General features: G+C 61.2%; 14 protein-coding genes. 4 read left to right on the top strand and 10 right to left on the bottom strand.

Annotation, left to right across the window (positions count from 1 at the left end):
- Nucleotides 1-30: 30 nt before the first annotated feature.
- Together NA8A_RS03420 and NA8A_RS03415 are read left to right on the top strand one after the other, a co-directional pair.
- Entirely contained in the window at nt 31-957 is a 927-nt protein-coding gene (locus tag NA8A_RS03420) for an alpha/beta fold hydrolase (RefSeq protein ID WP_009755958.1), read from the top strand.
- Nucleotides 958-1,176: 219 nt separating this feature from the next.
- Nucleotides 1,177-3,141: a L,D-transpeptidase family protein gene (locus NA8A_RS03415; protein ID WP_040671691.1), complete on the top strand. Its 1,965-nt coding sequence runs from the start codon at nt 1,177-1,179 to the stop codon at nt 3,139-3,141.
- Between the two features lie 120 nt (nt 3,142-3,261).
- Here NA8A_RS03415 and NA8A_RS03410 read toward each other — a convergent pair whose 3' ends face one another.
- The 5 genes from NA8A_RS03410 to NA8A_RS03390 all read right to left on the bottom strand — a co-directional run bounded on the left by NA8A_RS03410 (nt 3,262) and on the right by NA8A_RS03390 (nt 9,136).
- Nucleotides 3,262-4,722 carry a TrkH family potassium uptake protein gene (locus NA8A_RS03410; protein ID WP_009755956.1) on the bottom strand — a complete coding sequence of 487 codons (1,461 nt, stop codon included), beginning with the start codon at nt 4,720-4,722 and terminating at the stop codon, nt 3,262-3,264.
- Between the two features lie 97 nt (nt 4,723-4,819).
- Nucleotides 4,820-5,593 (bottom strand): enoyl-CoA hydratase-related protein, encoded by a 774-nt coding sequence (locus NA8A_RS03405; protein WP_009755955.1) that lies wholly within the window; start codon nt 5,591-5,593, stop codon nt 4,820-4,822.
- Nucleotides 5,590-6,795 (bottom strand): 3-oxoadipyl-CoA thiolase, encoded by a 1,206-nt coding sequence (gene pcaF, locus NA8A_RS03400; RefSeq protein ID WP_009755954.1) that lies wholly within the window; start codon nt 6,793-6,795, stop codon nt 5,590-5,592. The genes NA8A_RS03405 and pcaF overlap by 4 nt, the downstream gene beginning before the upstream one ends.
- An 11-nt stretch (nt 6,796-6,806) precedes the next feature.
- A complete protein-coding gene (locus tag NA8A_RS03395; RefSeq protein ID WP_009755953.1) occupies nt 6,807-7,616 on the bottom strand; it encodes an enoyl-CoA hydratase/isomerase family protein in 810 nt (269 codons plus the stop codon).
- Nucleotides 7,613-9,136, bottom strand: coding sequence for a class I adenylate-forming enzyme family protein (locus NA8A_RS03390; protein WP_009755952.1), 1,524 nt, complete (start codon nt 9,134-9,136; stop codon nt 7,613-7,615). The genes NA8A_RS03395 and NA8A_RS03390 overlap by 4 nt, the downstream gene beginning before the upstream one ends.
- A gap of 184 nt (nt 9,137-9,320) precedes the next feature.
- Here NA8A_RS03390 and NA8A_RS03385 point away from each other — a divergent pair, with 184 nt between their 5' ends.
- Nucleotides 9,321-10,079 (top strand): IclR family transcriptional regulator, encoded by a 759-nt coding sequence (locus NA8A_RS03385; protein ID WP_009755951.1) that lies wholly within the window; start codon nt 9,321-9,323, stop codon nt 10,077-10,079.
- Between the two features lie 2 nt (nt 10,080-10,081).
- On the opposite strand, the gene NA8A_RS03380 is transcribed toward NA8A_RS03385, so the two are convergent.
- From NA8A_RS03380 to dctP, 5 genes are all read right to left on the bottom strand, one after another.
- A complete protein-coding gene (locus NA8A_RS03380; RefSeq protein WP_009755950.1) occupies nt 10,082-11,578 on the bottom strand; it encodes a 3-hydroxyacyl-CoA dehydrogenase in 1,497 nt (498 codons plus the stop codon).
- 125 nt (nt 11,579-11,703) lie between these two features.
- Entirely contained in the window at nt 11,704-12,483 is a 780-nt protein-coding gene (locus NA8A_RS03375; protein WP_009755949.1) for an SDR family oxidoreductase, read from the bottom strand.
- Nucleotides 12,484-12,496: 13 nt separating this feature from the next.
- Nucleotides 12,497-13,801: a TRAP transporter large permease gene (locus tag NA8A_RS03370; protein WP_009755948.1), complete on the bottom strand. Its 1,305-nt coding sequence runs from the start codon at nt 13,799-13,801 to the stop codon at nt 12,497-12,499.
- A 22-nt stretch (nt 13,802-13,823) separates the two neighbouring features.
- Nucleotides 13,824-14,312, bottom strand: coding sequence for a TRAP transporter small permease (locus NA8A_RS03365; RefSeq protein ID WP_009755947.1), 489 nt, complete (start codon nt 14,310-14,312; stop codon nt 13,824-13,826).
- A gap of 15 nt (nt 14,313-14,327) precedes the next feature.
- Nucleotides 14,328-15,305 carry a TRAP transporter substrate-binding protein DctP gene (gene dctP, locus NA8A_RS03360; protein ID WP_009755946.1) on the bottom strand — a complete coding sequence of 326 codons (978 nt, stop codon included), beginning with the start codon at nt 15,303-15,305 and terminating at the stop codon, nt 14,328-14,330.
- Between the two features lie 377 nt (nt 15,306-15,682).
- Here dctP and NA8A_RS03355 point away from each other — a divergent pair, with 377 nt between their 5' ends.
- Nucleotides 15,683-16,864 carry an ABC transporter substrate-binding protein gene (locus NA8A_RS03355; RefSeq protein WP_009755945.1) on the top strand — a complete coding sequence of 394 codons (1,182 nt, stop codon included), beginning with the start codon at nt 15,683-15,685 and terminating at the stop codon, nt 16,862-16,864.
- Nucleotides 16,865-16,985: the final 121 nt, after the last annotated feature.

Here is a 16,985-nt window from a genome sequence, read left to right as displayed (position 1 = left end):
ATTCTGGATTGCTGATTCTGGATAGCGGACATGGCCAACCTCGGAATGCGTTTCATAAGAAGCTTTTTTGGCATAATTGAACACATTGCGCCAAGCCTTGGCGGGCGGATTGCCTTTCGCCTGTTCTGCCGCACTCCGGATCCGGAGCGTGTTTCGGAAAAGGAAAAGCGGCTTCTTGCGCGCTCCATTCCGTTCATGAAGGGAGCGCGCCGGCACGATCTGATCACGCGCTATGGCCGTTTTACGGCTTTTGAATTCACCAATTGGGATACGCGGCGGGATGGGCCGACGGTGCTTGTTCTACACGGGTGGCGCTCCCGAACCGAGCACATGCGCACCATTGTCGAGGCACTTTTGCAGCGTGGCTTCCGCGTTGTTGCACTCGATCTGCCGGGAAGCGGGGTGTCTGCGGGGCGTACGCTCAATCTCGCCAGCGCCGTCGCTGCGGTGCGCGAAACGGCGGATTGGCTGGGGCCGTTCGATGCCGCTGTGGGGCATTCCTTCGGAGGAGCCATCGCACTCAACGCGGCAGCCGGCGCCGTGCGTGGCGTCCGTCCGGTCTTTTTCCGCAGGCTGGTGATGATCGGTTCGCCCAATGCGCTGCCCGATCTCTTTACGGCCTTTGGACGCCATATCGGCCTTGGCCGGCGCTCGCAACATGCGCTCGAGGCCCGCGTCGAGGAGATCGCAGGGCACCCACTATCGAGCTTCGTCGCGGCGCATCAGCTGCGCGAAATGTCGGTCTCTACGCTAATCGTGCATGCGCCGGACGACAAGGAAGTGCCATTTGCCGATGCGGTCGAGATGGCGGGGGCCGGAGACCACGTCACATTGGTAAAAGCCTCAGGGCTCGGTCACAGGCGCATTCTTGGCGATTCGGCCGTTGCAGCTCTGGTTGCCGGCTTTTGTGCGGAGGGAAGCGCCACGCACGCCCTCCCGACGCGGGTCGCGGCTTAACCGGGCGTTTACCAAGCCTCGATTGCTTTGGTTAATCGCAACAATTTTACCAATCGGCTGACGACTGACCGTTCGCTAGCTGTTATCCTTCAATAACATTGCGGGTTGCAGATCTTCTGGGGATTCGTGCCTGCCCGCTCCCGGGGGTGGTCCGGTTGCGGCCTTGCCGGCCGTCACTTCCGTGCATTCATCGTGTCAGTTACCCGGACGGGGAGAGGAATGAGCTTTAGATTGTTCCATAAGGCGGGTTTTGCCTGCGCGACAGCAGCATTTCTTGCAGGGGGCGTCTCAGACGTTCGCGCAGAATATCTCTTCGATATGCTGTTCGGAGGCCGCGCCAACCGCGGGCGCGTGGAGCAGCAGCGCCCGCCGCAGCCGGTACAGGAGCCGGTGCGCCGCAAACCCGTCTCCGTGCCCAAGGTGGCGGCGCCATCCTACTATAATTATCAGCCGCAGGGCCTGGTGCGGGTCGATTTTGCGCGACTTGCGGCGAGCATTGCGAAAGAGGCCGCCACGCAGGTAGCGGCAGAGCCTGACGGAAAGGCCGAAACTGCCGTCGACACCGACACCAGCTTGCAGAACGAAGCGAATGCGGTTGCGCAGGCGGAACCTGAAAAGAGCGCGTTCTCTGTTGCTCTGGCTGGGCTTGAAGGTTTCGACCTCTATACGGAGAAAGAGATCGCCGAGGCGCTTGTCGCCCATTACGAAGCACATCCCGATTTCGTCTGGGTTTCCGATGATAGCGTGAACGAGAGGGCCAGGAGCGCGTTGCGCGCGCTTGGGGAAGCGGAGAGCTACGGTCTGTCGGAAGCCGATTATCGGGTCTCGGTTCCAGCGCTTTCCGAACCGGGAATGGATGAAGCGGAGCGCGCAAAGCAGCTTATCCGTTTCGAGATGGCGCTTTCGGCGCGTGCGCTGCGTTACGCGCATGATGCCCATTCGGGACGCGTCGACCCGAACAAGCTGTCGGGTTATCATGATTTTCCCGAGAAACCGATGAACCTCACCCAGAGCCTCGGGTTCATGGCCAATATGTCGGAGCCGGGACGCTATCTGGAAGGGCAGCACCCGCGCAATGAAGAGTATCGCGCATTACGCGCCGAGCTTGAAACGCTGCGCGCTGCCGCCGAAAAGGAGATTGTCGTCGATCCGAAGACCTTTGTTCGGCCGGGCGGCACGCATTCAGAATTCCCGAAACTTCTCAAGATCATCGAGCGGGACGGTAATGAGGCTTTCCTCGCGACCTATGGCGAGCTCTTGAAGGCGCATCAGGGCAGCGATGTCTATGCGCAGGAGCTGGTGCCTGCCGTCAAGGCGGCGCAGGAACGCCACAATCTCAAGCCCGACGGTGTCATTGGGCCTCGCACAGTGAGCGCTATTGCGGGTGAATCCAAGGCTGCCCGCATCGACAAGGTGCTCTTTGCGCTGGAACGGCTGCGCTGGCATCCCTCCGACCTGGGCACCACGCATGTGATGATCAATGTGGCCGCCTATGAGGTGGATTACATCGAAGACGGTAAGCCGAAGCTTTCGATGCGCACGGTCGTCGGCTCGCGATCCAATCAGACGAGTTTCTTTTACGACAAGCTCGAGACGGTGGAGTTCAATCCCTATTGGGGCGTGCCGCGCTCCATTCTGGTGAACGAGATGCTGCCCAAGCTCATGCGTGATCCGAGCTATCTGGACCGCAACGGCTATGAGGTCGTGAACAATCGCGGACAGAAGGTCTCATCGACAACGGTTGCCTGGGGCTCCTACGGGGGCAAGGTGCCGGTCAGCGTGCGCCAGAAGCCGGGGCCCTCGAATTCGCTTGGCGAATTGAAGATCCTGTTCCCGAACAAACACGCGATCTACATGCATGATACGCCTGCAAAGAGCCTGTTCAGCCGCGATACGCGTGCTTTCAGCCATGGCTGTGTGCGGCTTGCCGATCCGCGGGCGATGGCCGCTGCTGTTCTTGGAACCTCGGTCGACGATGTCGCCAAGAACATTAACAGCGGCGACAGGAGCCGGCCGACGCGGCGCAAGATCGATCGGGATATTCCCGTCTATGTGGGGTATTTCACCGCCTGGCCAGAAGCCGGCTCCAGCAAGGTTGTCTATCATGGCGATGTCTATGGGCGCGATGAGCGGCTTAAGATCGCGCTGGACAAGGTGTCGGACCTGCGGGCTCCAAGCAGCTGATCTTTTGCTCTCTCTCCATGCTCGCGCATTGACGGAGATTTCGGTCGTAGCCTCCTGATCAGTAAATGTTTTTGTGAACCGTCTTGCCTTCGGCAGGGCGGTTCACCCGTTTTTCAGGGATCAGCTGCGCCAGAAAGTCGGCACGAACAGGACGATCACCGCCAGAATCTCCAGGCGGCCAAGCAACATGGTCGCGGAGAGTACCCATTTGGCGAAGTCGCTCATGGTCGTGAAGTTGCCGGCCGGGCCGACGATATCTCCAAGACCGGGGCCGACATTCGTCAGTGCGGTCAGGGAAGCGGTGACCGATGTCAGGAAATCAATTCCCGTTACGGCGAGAAGCAGGGTGGAGACCACCCAGGACGCCAGAAATGCGGTCAAAAACAGTACCACCGAACGCTGCATTTCATCTTCCACCTGCCGCTTTCCGTAGCGCAGGGCCTGAACTGAATGGGGGTGGATCAGAAGCTTCAGCCCGTTCAGAAGCATGCGGCCGAGGATAAGGAACCGATAGGACTTGATGCCACCGGCCGTGGAGCCTGAGCAACCGCCCAGGAAGGTCGCGAAGAAGGCAAGCGTGACCGCGAAGGGTCCCCAGAGCGTATAGTCTTCGCTGGCAAAGCCGGTGGTCGTGATGATGGAGGTGAAATTGAATGCAGTTGTTGCCAGTGCTTCGTCGAAGGGCATGCCGGTGGTGATGCGTCGCTGAACCGCAAGGGCGACCACGATTACCGCGACATAGGCCAGAAAAAGGCGGATTTGCGGGTCGCGCAACGCGTCGAGACGGCCACGCACGAAGAAGAGCACAAGGATCGAAAAGGGTAGTCCCGCCACAAGCATAAAGATCGTCCCGATCCAGAGCATTGGCAGGCCGGCCTCGGCGAAATATCCGAACGAGGCGTCATGGGTCGAGAAGCCGCCCGTCGCGATGGTGGTCATCGCATGGTTGACCGCATCGAAATTGTTCATTCCCGCAGCCGCATAGGCGATGGCACAAAGGGCGGTCAGGGTGCAGTAGATGCCGATGAGAGCGATCAGGAAACTGACGAAGCGCTCGAAGGGTCGGTTTTCGATATCCGAGGATTCGACACGGAAAAAGGAAAAGCCGCCAACCTTCAGCAAGGGCAGCAGGAAGAGGCCCAGCGCCACCACGCCGATACCGCCGATCCATTGCAACAGCGAGCGCCATAGGAGAAGGCCCGGCGGTAGCCCGTCGAGCCCGGTAATCACCGTGGAGCCGGTCGTCGTTATGGCCGAAACGGATTCGAAGACGGAGCCGGCGAGGTCGAGCTTGAGCGAGGCGGTGTAGAAGGGCAGCGCGCCCACGAGGCCGAGCGTTGCCCAAAGTATGACGACCACGAGAAAGGTGGTCTGGGTGGACCCCATCGGCAGCGGCCCCCGGGTCGCGGCAGCGATGGTCAGGGCGATAGCGCCGGTCGCGATGGAGCAGATGACGAAGACCTGCCAGTCCTTGTTGCCATAGTAGAGATCGACTGCTGCGGGAAGCAGCATGGCGATTGCTACATAAACGGCAAAGATCGCGGCTGGATAGGCGGCGGTGCGGATTGTCGAAGGTTGCACTGTGGCAGGCTCTCACAATTGACCGCACAGTGCCTACAGCAGAATCGCCCCGGAGGGAACCGTTTCGCTCAGGTGCAGCCAGCGAACGCCGGCAGCTTCATAAGCCGGTGTAATTCGGTTTGCGCTTCTCCAGAAATGCCTGCATGCCTTCGTGCTTGTCGCGGGTCGCAAACAGGAGCTGCACGGCCTTGCGCTCCAGGGCAAGTGCCGTTTGAAGCGGGGCTTCGGGACCTGCCAGGATCACTTCCTTGATCTGAGCGACGGCGATCGGGGGAAGGCGGGAGATTTTTCCCGCGAGCTCCATGGCCTTGTCCATCACGGCTTCATCGTCGGTAAGCAGGCTGACGAGCCCCATCGCATAGGCTTCATCGGCGTCGATCATGTCTCCCGTCAGGCAGAGGAGCATGGCGCGAAATTTCCCGACGGCGCGGGTCAGTCGCTGCGTGCCGCCTGCGCCGGGCATGATGCCGACCTTCACCTCGGGCTGGCCGAGTTTCGCGCCGCGCCCGGCCACGATGATGTCGGCATGCATGGCAAGCTCCAGACCGCCGCCGAGCGCAAAGCCGTTGACGGCAGCGATAACCGGCACTGGACAGTCCGACACCGCCGACCAGAGCCGTTCAGTGTGGCGATGATACATGGCGACAGCGTCGATCCGGGACATGTCCAGAATATCAGCACCTGCTGCGAATGCTTCCTCATTGCCCGTGAGGATCACGCAGCGCAGCGCCTGATCGTCCATGAAATCGCGAAAGATCGCCGCCATTTTCTGGCGCACTTCCAGATTGAGGGCGTTGCGGACCTCGGGGCGGTTGATCCGCACGACCGCAATGGCGGGGTCCGGTCTTTCCAGCAGGACGATGTCGCTCATTTCACACGCTCCAGGACCATGGCGATGCCCTGGCCCACACCGATGCACATGGTGCACAGGGCACGGTCGGCCTTGCGTTCCAACAATTCGTGCGTGGCGGTAAGCGCGAGCCTGGCGCCGGACATGCCGAGCGGGTGGCCGAGCGCAATGGCGCCGCCATTCGGATTGACGTGATCGGCATCATCGGGAAGGCCAAGGTCACGCAGGACGGCCAGGCCTTGCGCGGCAAAGGCCTCGTTGAGTTCGACGATGTCCATGTCAGCAACACCGAGGCCGAGGCGCGCGAGCAGTTTCTTGCTCGCGGGCGCGGGGCCCATGCCCATGATGCGGGGCGGGACGCCGGCCGTCGCGGCTCCCGCAACCCGCACCAGCGGCGTCAGCCCATATTTCACGGCTGCTTCCTCGGAGGCGACGATCAGGGCTGCGGCCCCATCGTTGACACCGGAAGCATTGCCGGCGGTCACGGATCCGCCCGCACGGAACGGTGTAGGGAGGCCGGCAAGCTTTTCCAGCGTCGTGCGGCGCGGGTGCTCGTCGGCGCTCACCTCGATCGGATCGCCCTTGCGTTGCGGGATCGAAACCGGAATGATTTCGCGGTCGAGCCTGCCGCTTTCCTGCGCCTTGAGAGCCTTTTCCTGGCTGCGCAGGGCGAACTTGTCCTGATCTGCACGCGAGACATTGAACTCAGCGGCAACATTTTCCGCCGTTTCAGGCATGGAATCCACGCCGAAACCCTTCTTCATCAAAGGGTTGACGAAGCGCCATCCGATCGTGGTGTCGAAAATCTCCGCCTGGCGGGAAAAGGCAGTCTCGGCCTTGCCCATCACAAAGGGCGCGCGTGACATGGATTCCACACCGCCCGCAATGACGAGTTCGGCCTCGCCGGCGCGAATGGCGCGCGCCGCCATGGCAACGGCATCGAGGCCGGAGCCGCACAGGCGGTTCACCGTCGTGCCTGAAACCTCTTCCGGCAGGCCCGCCAGAAGGGAGGCCATGCGCGCGACGTTGCGGCAATCCTCGCCGGCCTGATTGGCCGCGCCAAGGATTACATCGTCAACGGCAGCCCAATCCACCTGCTTGTGCCGCTCCATCAGGGCGCGCAGAGGAACGGTGGCCAGATCATCTGGCCGTACGGAAGCGAGCGCGCCGCCATAGCGGCCTATCGGAGTGCGTACACCGGAACAGATATAGGCTTCCCGCATGGATCAGGACCTCACAGGGGGCATTTCGGATTGAATTCGGGCTTGCGCTTTTCACGGAGCGAGGCGAGGCCTTCACGCACGTCCGGGCCATTGAAACCCATGAATTCGAGCGCCAATGAGGTGTCGAATGTGGGGCCGGCCATGCGCAGCCAGTTGTTGAGCGCGTATTTGGTCCAGCGCAGAGCAGTGGGGGACCCCACCGCAAGCTTTCTCGCCACTTCAAGCGCCTTGTCGTGCAAGTCCTCGGGTTCCGTGCACAAGGAAACGAGGCCGATGCGCTCAGCTTCCTCTCCACTGACGGGTTCGCACAGCATCAGATAATATTTCGACTTGGCCAGACCGCACAGAAGCGGCCAGACGATTGCCGCGTGATCGCCGGCTGCAACGCCGAGCCTCGTATGGCCGTCGATGATGCGGGCGGTGCGCGAGGCGATGGAGATATCCGCCAGGAGCCCGGCAACGAGACCAGCGCCGACGGCCGGTCCTTCCATTGCCGAAACCAGCGGCTTGGAGCAGTTGACGAGGTTGTAGACTAGGTCGCGCGCTTCTTTCCAAACGCGGGTGAGGGTCTCGAAATCCTCGCTCATCTCCTTGACGAGATCGAGATCGCCGCCAGCGGAGAAGGCATTGCCCGCGCCGCGAATGATCGCTGCGCTGACATTGGGGTCGCTATCGATATCGCGCCATACCTCGACCAGCTCGCCGTGCATGATCCGGTCGGCGGAGTTCAGGCGGCCTGGATTTTCCATCGTCACGCGCAGAATGCGTTCGTCCGGCCAATCGAATTTCAGGCGCTGATATTTTGCGTAGCGGTCGGTCATATCTTCTTCTCCCGGTCCTTCCAGTAGGGCTCGCGCAGGATGTTTTTCTGAATCTTGCCAATCGGCGTTTTGGGGAATTCGGTGACGAATTTCACAATGCGGGGGCGCTTGAAGCGGGCCAGCCGCTGGGCGCAATGTTCCACAAGCTCATCTTCCGAAATGGCCGCTACTGCCTTCAACTGCACATAGGCGGCCGGAACCTCGCCCCATTTGTCGTCGGGGATGCCGAAGACCGCGCATTCGGCAACGGCTTCATGTTCGTAGATCGCATTCTCGATCTCTTTCGGATAGACGTTTTCGCCGCCCGAGATGATCATGTCCTTGGAGCGGTCGACAAGCGTGATGAAGCCATCCTCGTCAATGGTGCCGACATCGCCCGTATGCGCCCAGCCATGCTTCCAGAAAGCGGCGGTCTGCTCGGGTTCGTTGTAATATTCGAGCATTACGTTTTCGCCACGCGAGACGATTTCGCCGATCTCGCCGACGGCGACGGGACGGCCCTCGCGGTCGATCACGGCAACATCCACATTGTAGGCCTGACGGCCGATGGAGCCGAGCTTCTCAGGCAGGTACCAATGGCGCAACGAGGTCAAAACGCCCATCTCGGACTGGCCGTAGATCTGCGTCATCCTGACATCCGGCAGGCGTTTCAGCATTTCCACCTGCACCCAGTCGGGCATCGGCGCGCCGGCGAAGGAAAGCTTGCGCCAGGCGGCGAAATTCTCCGCGTCGAAATTGGGCGCGCTGACCACCATGGAAACCTGTGTCGGCACCATGAAGGCGGCCGTCATACCGGTGTCTTTGGCCATTGTAGCGAAGTCGTCGACGTTCCACTTGCTGAGGAAGGTGGAGGTCGCGCCGGCCAGAACCGCCGGCTGGAACATGATGTTCAGCGCCGCGACATGGAACAACGGGGTGACGATGCCCACCACGTCCCGTTCGTCGATCGCCTCCTCGACCATCACCGTATGGGCGGTGATCATGCGGTTGCGGTGGCTTGTCAGAACACCTTTGGGGCGTCCAGTCGTGCCGCCCGTATAGGTCATGCAGAAGGGGTCGTCCTCACCGATCTCGATATCCGGATATTCGCTTGAGGCTTTTGCAAAAAAGGCACGGAAAGCATCGTCTTCGCCACCAATGCAGATGGCTTCGCGAAGTTGGGGCAGTTGATCGCGCACGGCGTCGACCTTCGGCGCGAACATCTCTTCATAGAAGAGGAGTTCGATGTCAGCCTTGTTCAGCACATAGGCCAATTCGTCGGGCGCATAGAGCACGGATACATTGACGATCACCGCACCGGAGCGGGCCACCCCGAAGAATGCAATGCCATATTCGGTGCGATTGCGGCTGATGATGCCGACCTTGGCTCCCTTTGCGATACCGTACCCGATGAGCGCATTGGCAAGCTGGTTCGCCTGGCGGTCCAGCTCGCGATAGCTCAGCGAGGTACCCTGCCAAAGAATAGCCGGCTTCTGCGGAAAGCGTTCCGCAGAGCGGCGCAGCATATCCCCCGTAAGCATCGCCACGTCCTCCCTGAATTGTCTTTCGTTCCAGCCCCTTATATGCGGCAGACCCGGGGCGGAAGCATGAATTTCCAATCATTTGGCCTGTGCAGGTTGCGGGTGACTTTCCGGGAAAAACCGGCATACTGCAAACGTATTTTGCGGAAAGGACTTCCGCTGTGCAGAAAGTTGGGTGGAGGAAATGAGCGATAAGGACCGGCAATTCGTGGAAGCGCTGGCACGGGGACTTGCCGTACTGGAATCACTGTCCCGGGCGCAGCAGCCGCTGACCAATGGTGACCTTGCGAAGATGACGGGGCTTGCGCCGTCGACCGTCAGCCGCCTGACCCACACATTGACCATGATGGGGTATGTGCGCCTCAGTCGCTCGAACAGGGCATACGAGCTGACGCCCAAAAACCTCACCCTCGGCTATCCCGTCCTTGCCGGCATGCCGCTTCTGGAACAGGCGCGCCCGCATCTGGAGCAATTGAGCCGCACCACCGGGGAAACGGCGGCACTGGCGATCCGCGACAAGCTGCACATCACCTTTGTGGCGGTGATCGAGGGAGCCAATCTTGTTGCGGTCAGGCTCGCCACTGGCGGGCGCCTGCGTATCCCGGTATCGGCGGCGGGCATCGCATTGGTGGCAGCACTTCCCGATGCGGAGCGGCGCCTCCTGGCAACCCGGGTGCGCGCAGAGATGACGCGCACGGGGCAGAACCCGGAAGCTTTCACCGAGGCCGTGGCCGAATGTCGGCGCGATGGCGTGGCAATCGTTCGCAACCTGTGGAATCCGGGCATCGGCGGTGTGTCGGTGCCTGTCTACAATCAGGGCGAATATGCCGCCCTGACCATCCCCGTGGCGACGGGATCCATCCCGGAACAGACGATGCGCACGACGCTTGCCGATGCGCTAAAGGAGGTGGCCGAAATACTGGGGCCGGCGCTTCCCGTCTGAACTCAGGCCTGACGGGCCGACAGGCCCAGCATCGCGCGACGACGAAGCCACTGGCTGGGGCGATACCGGTCGTCGCCGGTCAGTGCCTGCACGGCGGTCAGAATCCGGTGGACGATCTCGGGGCCCATGGCGTCCGCGAGTTCGAGCGGGCCTTTCGGGTAGTTGAGGCCAAGCCGCATGGCGAGGTCAATGTCTTCCACCGAGGCTAGGCCGGTCTGGGCCATTTCGCAGCCGAGATTGGCGACCATGGCGGCGACACGCTGGCCGATGAAGCCCGGAGAATCCGCTATAGCGGTGACGGCACGCGCTTCCTGAAAAATCGCAATAACGCTTTCGAGAACCGCGCGTTCGGCACCAGGTGAGGTCATGAGCGTAACGCGCTTTGCAGTGTCCGAAATCATGTCGATGCAGACCAGGCGGCGGTGATCCAAGCCGTTGCGAGCTGCATAGGCGGAGGCATCCTCGCCGAGGGGGGCGGCCAGAATGGGCGCGGTGCCGTCATCGGAGGCAAGAATGTCCGTGCCGCATTCGGCGAGGAGCGTTTCGAGACCGCGCATTTCACCGTGGATGAAAACAGCAGAAGCTGGGTTTGCACCGGTTCGGGTGTCGGCTGAAGGTTTTTCAGCACCTTCGGCATAGGAATAAAAGCCACGTCCGGTCTTGCGGCCGAGCTGGCCCGTCTCAAGCTTGTAGCGGTGCATGGGAGTGGATCGCAGGCGCGGGTCGTCGAAGAAGCTTTCGTAGATGAAGCGCGTGACGGGGAAGTTCACATCGACGCCGGTCAGGTCCATCAGTTCGAAAGGCCCCATGCGGAAGCCGTAGCAGTCACGCATCACCGCATCGATTTCCGCGGGGGAGGCGACGTTCTCATGGGCAAGCGCGAGCGCTTCCGTGTTGATGGCGCGTCCGCCGAAATTGACGAGAAAGCCTGGCGTGTCCTTGACGAGCACCGGTGTGCGCCCGAGACGCCTCGCCAGGACGAAGAGCGCTTCTGCGACGGCCTCGGTGGTATCGGGACCGCGAATGATCTCAACCAGTTTCATCACGGGTACGGGATTGAAGAAATGAAGACCGGCAACGCGGTCCTTTCGTTGCAACCCGGCAGCAATGGCGCCGATGGGCAGGGAGGATGTGTTGGAGGCGAGGATGGCGTCCGGTGCGACGAGCTTTTCCAGTTCGCTGAAAAGTTCCGTCTTGACCGTCAGGTCTTCAACGATGGCTTCGATGACGATGGCGCAGGGGGCGATATCCGTAAGGCTTGCGGCCGGATGCAGCCGCTTGGCCGCAGCGTCTGCGTCTTCGGTGGGCATCTTGCCCTCGGCGGCGCGTTTTGACAGGCGCGCTGCAATGCCTTCGCAAGCCTTGGCGGCAGCGCCGGGGCGCGTGTCGAAGACGATAACGTCGATGCCGCCTGTCGCTGCGACCTGGGCGATGCCTGTTCCCATGGCGCCGGCGCCGATCACGCCGAGCGACAGTTGCGGCGCATTCATGTCCATCATGCCGGGTAATCCTTCTGCGAAATCCAGAGCGCTCCATCGTTTCGCGGAAACGATGTTCTACTCTATCTCCTTGTTTTCCCGCACTTATGCGGGCGTCGTATGCGTTTTTCTGACTGCAAAATGCTCTAGAGAAGCGCGCGAACCAGACCGCCGTCGACGGTGATGTTCTGGCCTGTCATGTAACCGGCGTGGCGCGAGCACAGGAATGCACAGACCGGGCCGAAATCATCGGCTTCACCCAGACGTTTCATCGGAACGCTGTCGGCCATGCGGGTCTTGGCCGCTTCGGGTGTGATGTTCTCGCGCGCGGCCTGCGCGTCATAGACGCGTTTCAGCGCGCCGGTGTCCATCAGGCCGGGGAGAAGATTGTTGACCGTGATGCCTTCGGCAGCCACTTCGCGGGCAAGGCTTGCCATGGCTCCCGTCAGGCCGGCGCGCACGCCGGTTGCAAGGCCCATATTCGGATAGGGTTCGCGCACGGTGAAGGAGGTGACGTTGACGATGCGGCCGAAACCGGCATCGCGCATTCCGGGCAGAACGAGCCGGACCATGTCGATGGCCGAGAGCATGTTGCTTTCCAGCGCCTTCAGCCAGACATCGTGACCATGGGTTTCAAGAGGTCCGGGGGGCGGTCCGCCAGCATTGGTGACGAGTATGGAGATCGGGCCGGTGAGCGCGCGCGCTTCTTCCACGATACGGGCGCGGCCCTCCGGGTCGGAAACGTCGCCTGCCACCGCCGCCGCGCCATGGCCGATGGAAGTTGCGGCAGCTTCGGCCTTCTTTTGATCGCGCCCGTTGACCACCACGCGTGCGCCGGCTTCGGCAAGCGCCTTGGCGCAGGAGAAACCGAGCCCCTGCGAGCTGCCGAGCACGAGGGCGTTGAGACCGGAAATACCGAGATCCATGGGGCGTTTCCTTTCAGAGGAAGGATGGCAGGAAGAGGATGATGTCAGGGAACAGGGCCAATAGCCCGATCACCAGAATGAAAATGCCGATGAAGGGCAGGACCGAACGGAAGATCGACTGCAGCGGCACGTCTTCCGTCACGCCATGCAGTGCAAACAGCGTGTAACCGAAAGGTGGGGTGATGCCGCCGATGGACATGTTGATCAGGAAGATCGTCCAGAACCAGATCGGATCGAAGCCCATGGCCAGCACGATGGGGCCATAGAGCGGAACGAGCATGATCATCAGCGCGATCTGGTCGATGAACATGCACAGCACGAAGGGCAGGACCTGAAGCAGGATGAACATGATCGCTGGATGCAGGTCCAGGGCCGTAACGGCGGCAACCAGCTTGAAGGTCGAGCCGGTCATGTTGAGCACCTGGCTGAAGGACACGGACGACACCATGATGATGGTGATCACCGTGGTGATGCCCGCCGTCGAGCGTACGCATTCGACGAATTTGGCCCAGGTCAGGTTTCCGAAGATCGCGCAGATGATCGCCGCTGTCACGCAGCCCACGGCGGCGGCTTCCGTCGGTGTGGCGATGCCGGCCAGGATGAAGCCCAGGATGGATGCGATGATGAGCAGGAAAGGCAGTGCACGGGTGACGAGGGCGAGCCGTTCGCGGGCGGGCAATCCGCTTCTCGCGCTGACGGGCGCAAGGGCGGGATTGATGCGCCCGCGGATGACCACATAAACGAAGAAGGCGAGAGCAAGCAGAATGCCGGGCAGAATGCCGGCGATCAGAAGAGCTGCGATCGAGACCTTCGACAGAATGCCGAGCACCACGGCCATCACGCTGGGCGGGATGATCGGAGCAAGGCTGGCGCCGGCCAGCAGCGCACCGATGGACAGGTTGCGGTCATAGCCGCGCGAGCGCATCTCTGGAAGCAGGGACGAGCCCATCATGGCGGCCACGGCCATGGCCGAACCGGACAGCGCGCCGAAAATGGTCGAAAGAACGATGGCAACGGCATAAAGGCGCGCCCGGATGTTGCCGATCAAGGCGTCGACTGCGTTGAAGAGGATGTTCACCGAGCCCGAGCGGAACAGGATTTCGCCAAGCAGGATGAAGAGCGGAATGGCTGCGAGCGAGAAGCTGGTGCCCGTGTCGAACATCGAATTGATGATCAGGAGCACGCCATTGAAATTTCCCGAAAGCAGATAGAGCGCTGCAATGTTCAGGACCAGGAACGACAGGAAGATCGGCAGCCCCGTCGCAAACAAGACGAGGAGCATGACGAAGACGCCGCTGAGAAGGATCCACCAGTCCATGAAAGAGGTCCGTCGATAAGGGTTATCGGGCCGGCGACCGGAAGGTCGCCGCAAGGTGGCGCAGGAAATAGAGCGCCATGCTCATGAGGCTGTAGGCGATGACGCCCGTCACCACCCATTTGGGGATGGGGGTGACCGCAATCATCTTGACGCCCCGTGTCACCTGGCGGGCGGTCTCGGCAATGCCGTACCAGGCGCAAAGGCCGCAGGCGGCCATGCCAAGAAAGAGCACGAAACGGTTAAGCCACAGGGCTGTTTCCGGTGAAGCCTTCTCGGCGATGAAGGTCATGCGCGCATGGCCGGTGTTGCGGGTGAGCATCGGGGCTGCGAGGAAGGTGATCATCGCAAAACTGACGGCTGCGGTGTCCGGCGCCCAGTCGCTTGGCGCCTGCAATGCATAGCGGCCGAAGACTTCCCAGGCTGTCACAAGGGTGAGATAGGCCACCGCGACGGTGGCCCCCCAGAAGCTCGCATTTGTCAGCCCGTCATGCAGGCGCAACAACCAGCGCATGGCAGATGGCCTTTCCTACTGAGCCGTCAGGTTCTTTTCGAGGGCCAGCTTGTGGAAAGCCTTGCCATCTTCGCCGGCCTTGTCTTCCACCTGCTTCCACACACCTGCCGCGAAGATACCGTCGACCTTGCCGGCCACGTCGGGACCGAACTCGGTGATGGCGAGGCCGGCATCCTGCATGGCCTTGTCTTCCTTCGCCCAAAGGCCCTCGAAATGCTTGCGCCCCTCGATCTCGAGCTCCTTGGCGATGTCGGTCACCATTGTCTGCTGCTCGGCCGACAATCCATTCCAGGTGTCCAGGTTCATGAACAGTGACAGGTTGGTGATGCCGAAGGTGGGACGGGTCATGTACCCGGCAACCTCGTACCATTTGTAATCCATAGCACCAAAGACGGGCCAGGCTGCGCCATCCACCACACCGCGCTCGAGCGCGGAATAGATTTCGCTTGCCGGCAACGTCACCACCGAACCGCCCAGTTCATTGACGAGGTCGTGATAGGTGCCCGAGGCCCGGATCTTGCGACCCTTGAGGGCGCCGTCTTCCGCGATGGGGTTCTTGAGCAGGATGTGGTAGCCGGAAGCGGCGGAGAAGACGCCGATGAGTTTCAGATTGCGCTGCTGATAATGGGCGTCGATCAGGTCATAGATACCGCTTTCGCGGCGCGCCTGCGGATCATCCTTCACCGCGTCCATGCCGAAGGCCATGGTGGTTTCGCCCAGATGATAGGCGCCATGCGTGAAGAGCATGTTGAAGAGGCCTGCCGAAACCGGCTGCAGCTGCTCGAAGGGCGGCACTGTTTCGGGACCGCGCATTTCCACGCTGAGCTCGCCACCGGATTTCTCCGTCAGCCGCTTGGCGAATTCCTGCGCGAAAACCGGCACGGCATTATAGCTCTCGTCCCAGCTCGAAAGCATGGTCAGGGTTTCGGCGCGGGCCGGAACGGCCGCGGCGAGTGCCATCGCCACGGCAGCAAGAATCGAAACACGTTTCATGTGATTGACCTCCCAATCATCTAAGGATTGCTGGACGATCCGGGACGAGCCCTCCCGGCCGGTATCGCCATGGCGTGCAGCAAAGCAGCGCTGCGAAACAAGTGTCAAGCGAAGTTACGGAATTTCTTTCCGCAGTGCAGAAATAGAAGCCGGCGTTGTTTCATTCCAACGTTCAAATGGCGTTCTGCCCGAACTACGCGAAAATTATGCGGTTCTGGCATATGAGACACCGCGCGTCCGGGTTGGGATGCTATGGTCATTATTCTGCTGTGCGGAAATTACTGTAAGGTTTGTTACAATCCGTTTGGTTTGCCCTGCGTCAACTCCTAGTGTCATTTCGGCGGTGGGAGAGACCGCAACAGGCTCTGGGAGGAAACATGTTGAAGAATGGAGTGCGCCTTGCGGCGCTGGCGTTCGCCGTTGCCGGTTTCGTGGCTCCGGCGGCCGCGGAAGATGCGATCCGTATCGGTTTGATCACCACGCTTTCGGGTCCTCCCGGCTACCTGGGAGAGGATATGCGGGACGGATTCAAGCTGGCCATAGACGAGGAGGGTGGAAAGCTCGGCGGCGCGCCGGTGGAGCTTCTGGTGGAGGATGACGGGTTGAATCCCGGAAACGCCAAGCAGATTGCAGAACGCATGGTGCGGCGCGACAACGCTGCCATTCTGACAGGCGTGATCTTTTCGAATGTTCAGCCTGTCGTGGCGCCTATCGCGCTCAACAATGGCCGCTTCTATGTGGCTTCCAATGCCGGACCGTCGCCGATGGCGGGCGCGGGCTGCCATGAGAACTATTTCGTCAGCTCGTGGCAGAATGATGCCATGCATGAGACTGCGGGTATTGCGGCCAACAATGCCGGTTACAAGAAGGCCGTCGTCATGGTGCCCAACTATCAGGCGGGCAAGGATGCGGTTGCCGGGTTCAAGCGCTTCTTCAAGGGCGAAATCGTCGAGGAACTCTATACCCAGCTGAACCAGACGGATTATGCGGCGGAGATTGCGCGCATCCGTTCTGACAAGCCGGATGTCGTGTTCTATTTCCTGCCCGGCGGCCTCAGCATCAATTTCCTGAAACAGTACGGGCAGGCGGGCCTGATGGGGGAAATACCTATCATTGCGCCGATGGTTTCCATGGAAGCGCGCATTCTGGCGGGTGTCGGCGATGCGGCGGAAGGGATTCGGGCCACGGCCCATTGGAACGCCGACCTCGACAATGCCGCCAACAAGGCCTTCGTGGCTGCCTATCGCGACGCCTACAAGCGCGAACCCACGCCCTGGGCGGCGCAGGGTTATGACGCCGCCCGCCTCATCGCCAGTGCTCTGAAGCACACCGGCGGCAAGGTGCTCGACGACGCGGACGGTTTCCGTGCGGCGCTGCGCGAGGCCGATTTCGAAGCAGTGCGCGGCGCATTCAAATTCGCTGCCAATCAGCATCCGGTGCAGAACTGGTACTTGCTGGAAGCACGCAAGGGCGCAGACGGAAAGCTGTCGCTCGCGACGACGCAGACCATCGTCGAGGAACATGGCGATGTCTACGGAGCGGAGTGCAAGCTGAACTGATGCCGGGCGCGGCACCGTTTCAGGGAAACGCCATTCCGCTTTCAGACATCAGCTAATTCTGCAGGAAGGCAGGATGCTCACGGGCGGGATGGCGCTGCACAAGCCGTCCCGTTCCCAGGCA

Origin of the sequence: Nitratireductor indicus C115 (assembly GCF_000300515.1) — a bacterium.
In the GTDB taxonomy this organism is placed as follows: domain Bacteria; phylum Pseudomonadota; class Alphaproteobacteria; order Rhizobiales; family Rhizobiaceae; genus Nitratireductor; species Nitratireductor indicus.
The sequence above is the reverse complement of the archived record's forward strand: the minus strand, read 5'-3'. Positions and strand labels throughout refer to the sequence as shown.

Coding starts and splice junctions, on each gene's coding strand:
- NA8A_RS03380 (WP_009755950.1), bottom strand. CDS start 11,578: ATGATGGACATGAATGCGCCGCAACTGTCGCTCGGCGTGATCGGCGCC.
- NA8A_RS03375 (WP_009755949.1), bottom strand. CDS start 12,483: ATGGATCTCGGTATTTCCGGTCTCAACGCCCTCGTGCTCGGCAGCTCG.
- NA8A_RS03415 (WP_040671691.1), top strand. CDS start 1,177: ATGAGCTTTAGATTGTTCCATAAGGCGGGTTTTGCCTGCGCGACAGCA.
- NA8A_RS03355 (WP_009755945.1), top strand. CDS start 15,683: ATGTTGAAGAATGGAGTGCGCCTTGCGGCGCTGGCGTTCGCCGTTGCC.
- NA8A_RS03405 (WP_009755955.1), bottom strand. CDS start 5,593: ATGAGCGACATCGTCCTGCTGGAAAGACCGGACCCCGCCATTGCGGTC.
- NA8A_RS03385 (WP_009755951.1), top strand. CDS start 9,321: ATGAGCGATAAGGACCGGCAATTCGTGGAAGCGCTGGCACGGGGACTT.
- NA8A_RS03395 (WP_009755953.1), bottom strand. CDS start 7,616: ATGACCGACCGCTACGCAAAATATCAGCGCCTGAAATTCGATTGGCCG.
- pcaF (WP_009755954.1), bottom strand. CDS start 6,795: ATGCGGGAAGCCTATATCTGTTCCGGTGTACGCACTCCGATAGGCCGC.
- NA8A_RS03390 (WP_009755952.1), bottom strand. CDS start 9,136: ATGCTTACGGGGGATATGCTGCGCCGCTCTGCGGAACGCTTTCCGCAG.
- dctP (WP_009755946.1), bottom strand. CDS start 15,305: ATGAAACGTGTTTCGATTCTTGCTGCCGTGGCGATGGCACTCGCCGCG.
- NA8A_RS03370 (WP_009755948.1), bottom strand. CDS start 13,801: ATGGACTGGTGGATCCTTCTCAGCGGCGTCTTCGTCATGCTCCTCGTC.
- NA8A_RS03420 (WP_009755958.1), top strand. CDS start 31: ATGGCCAACCTCGGAATGCGTTTCATAAGAAGCTTTTTTGGCATAATT.
- NA8A_RS03365 (WP_009755947.1), bottom strand. CDS start 14,312: ATGCGCTGGTTGTTGCGCCTGCATGACGGGCTGACAAATGCGAGCTTC.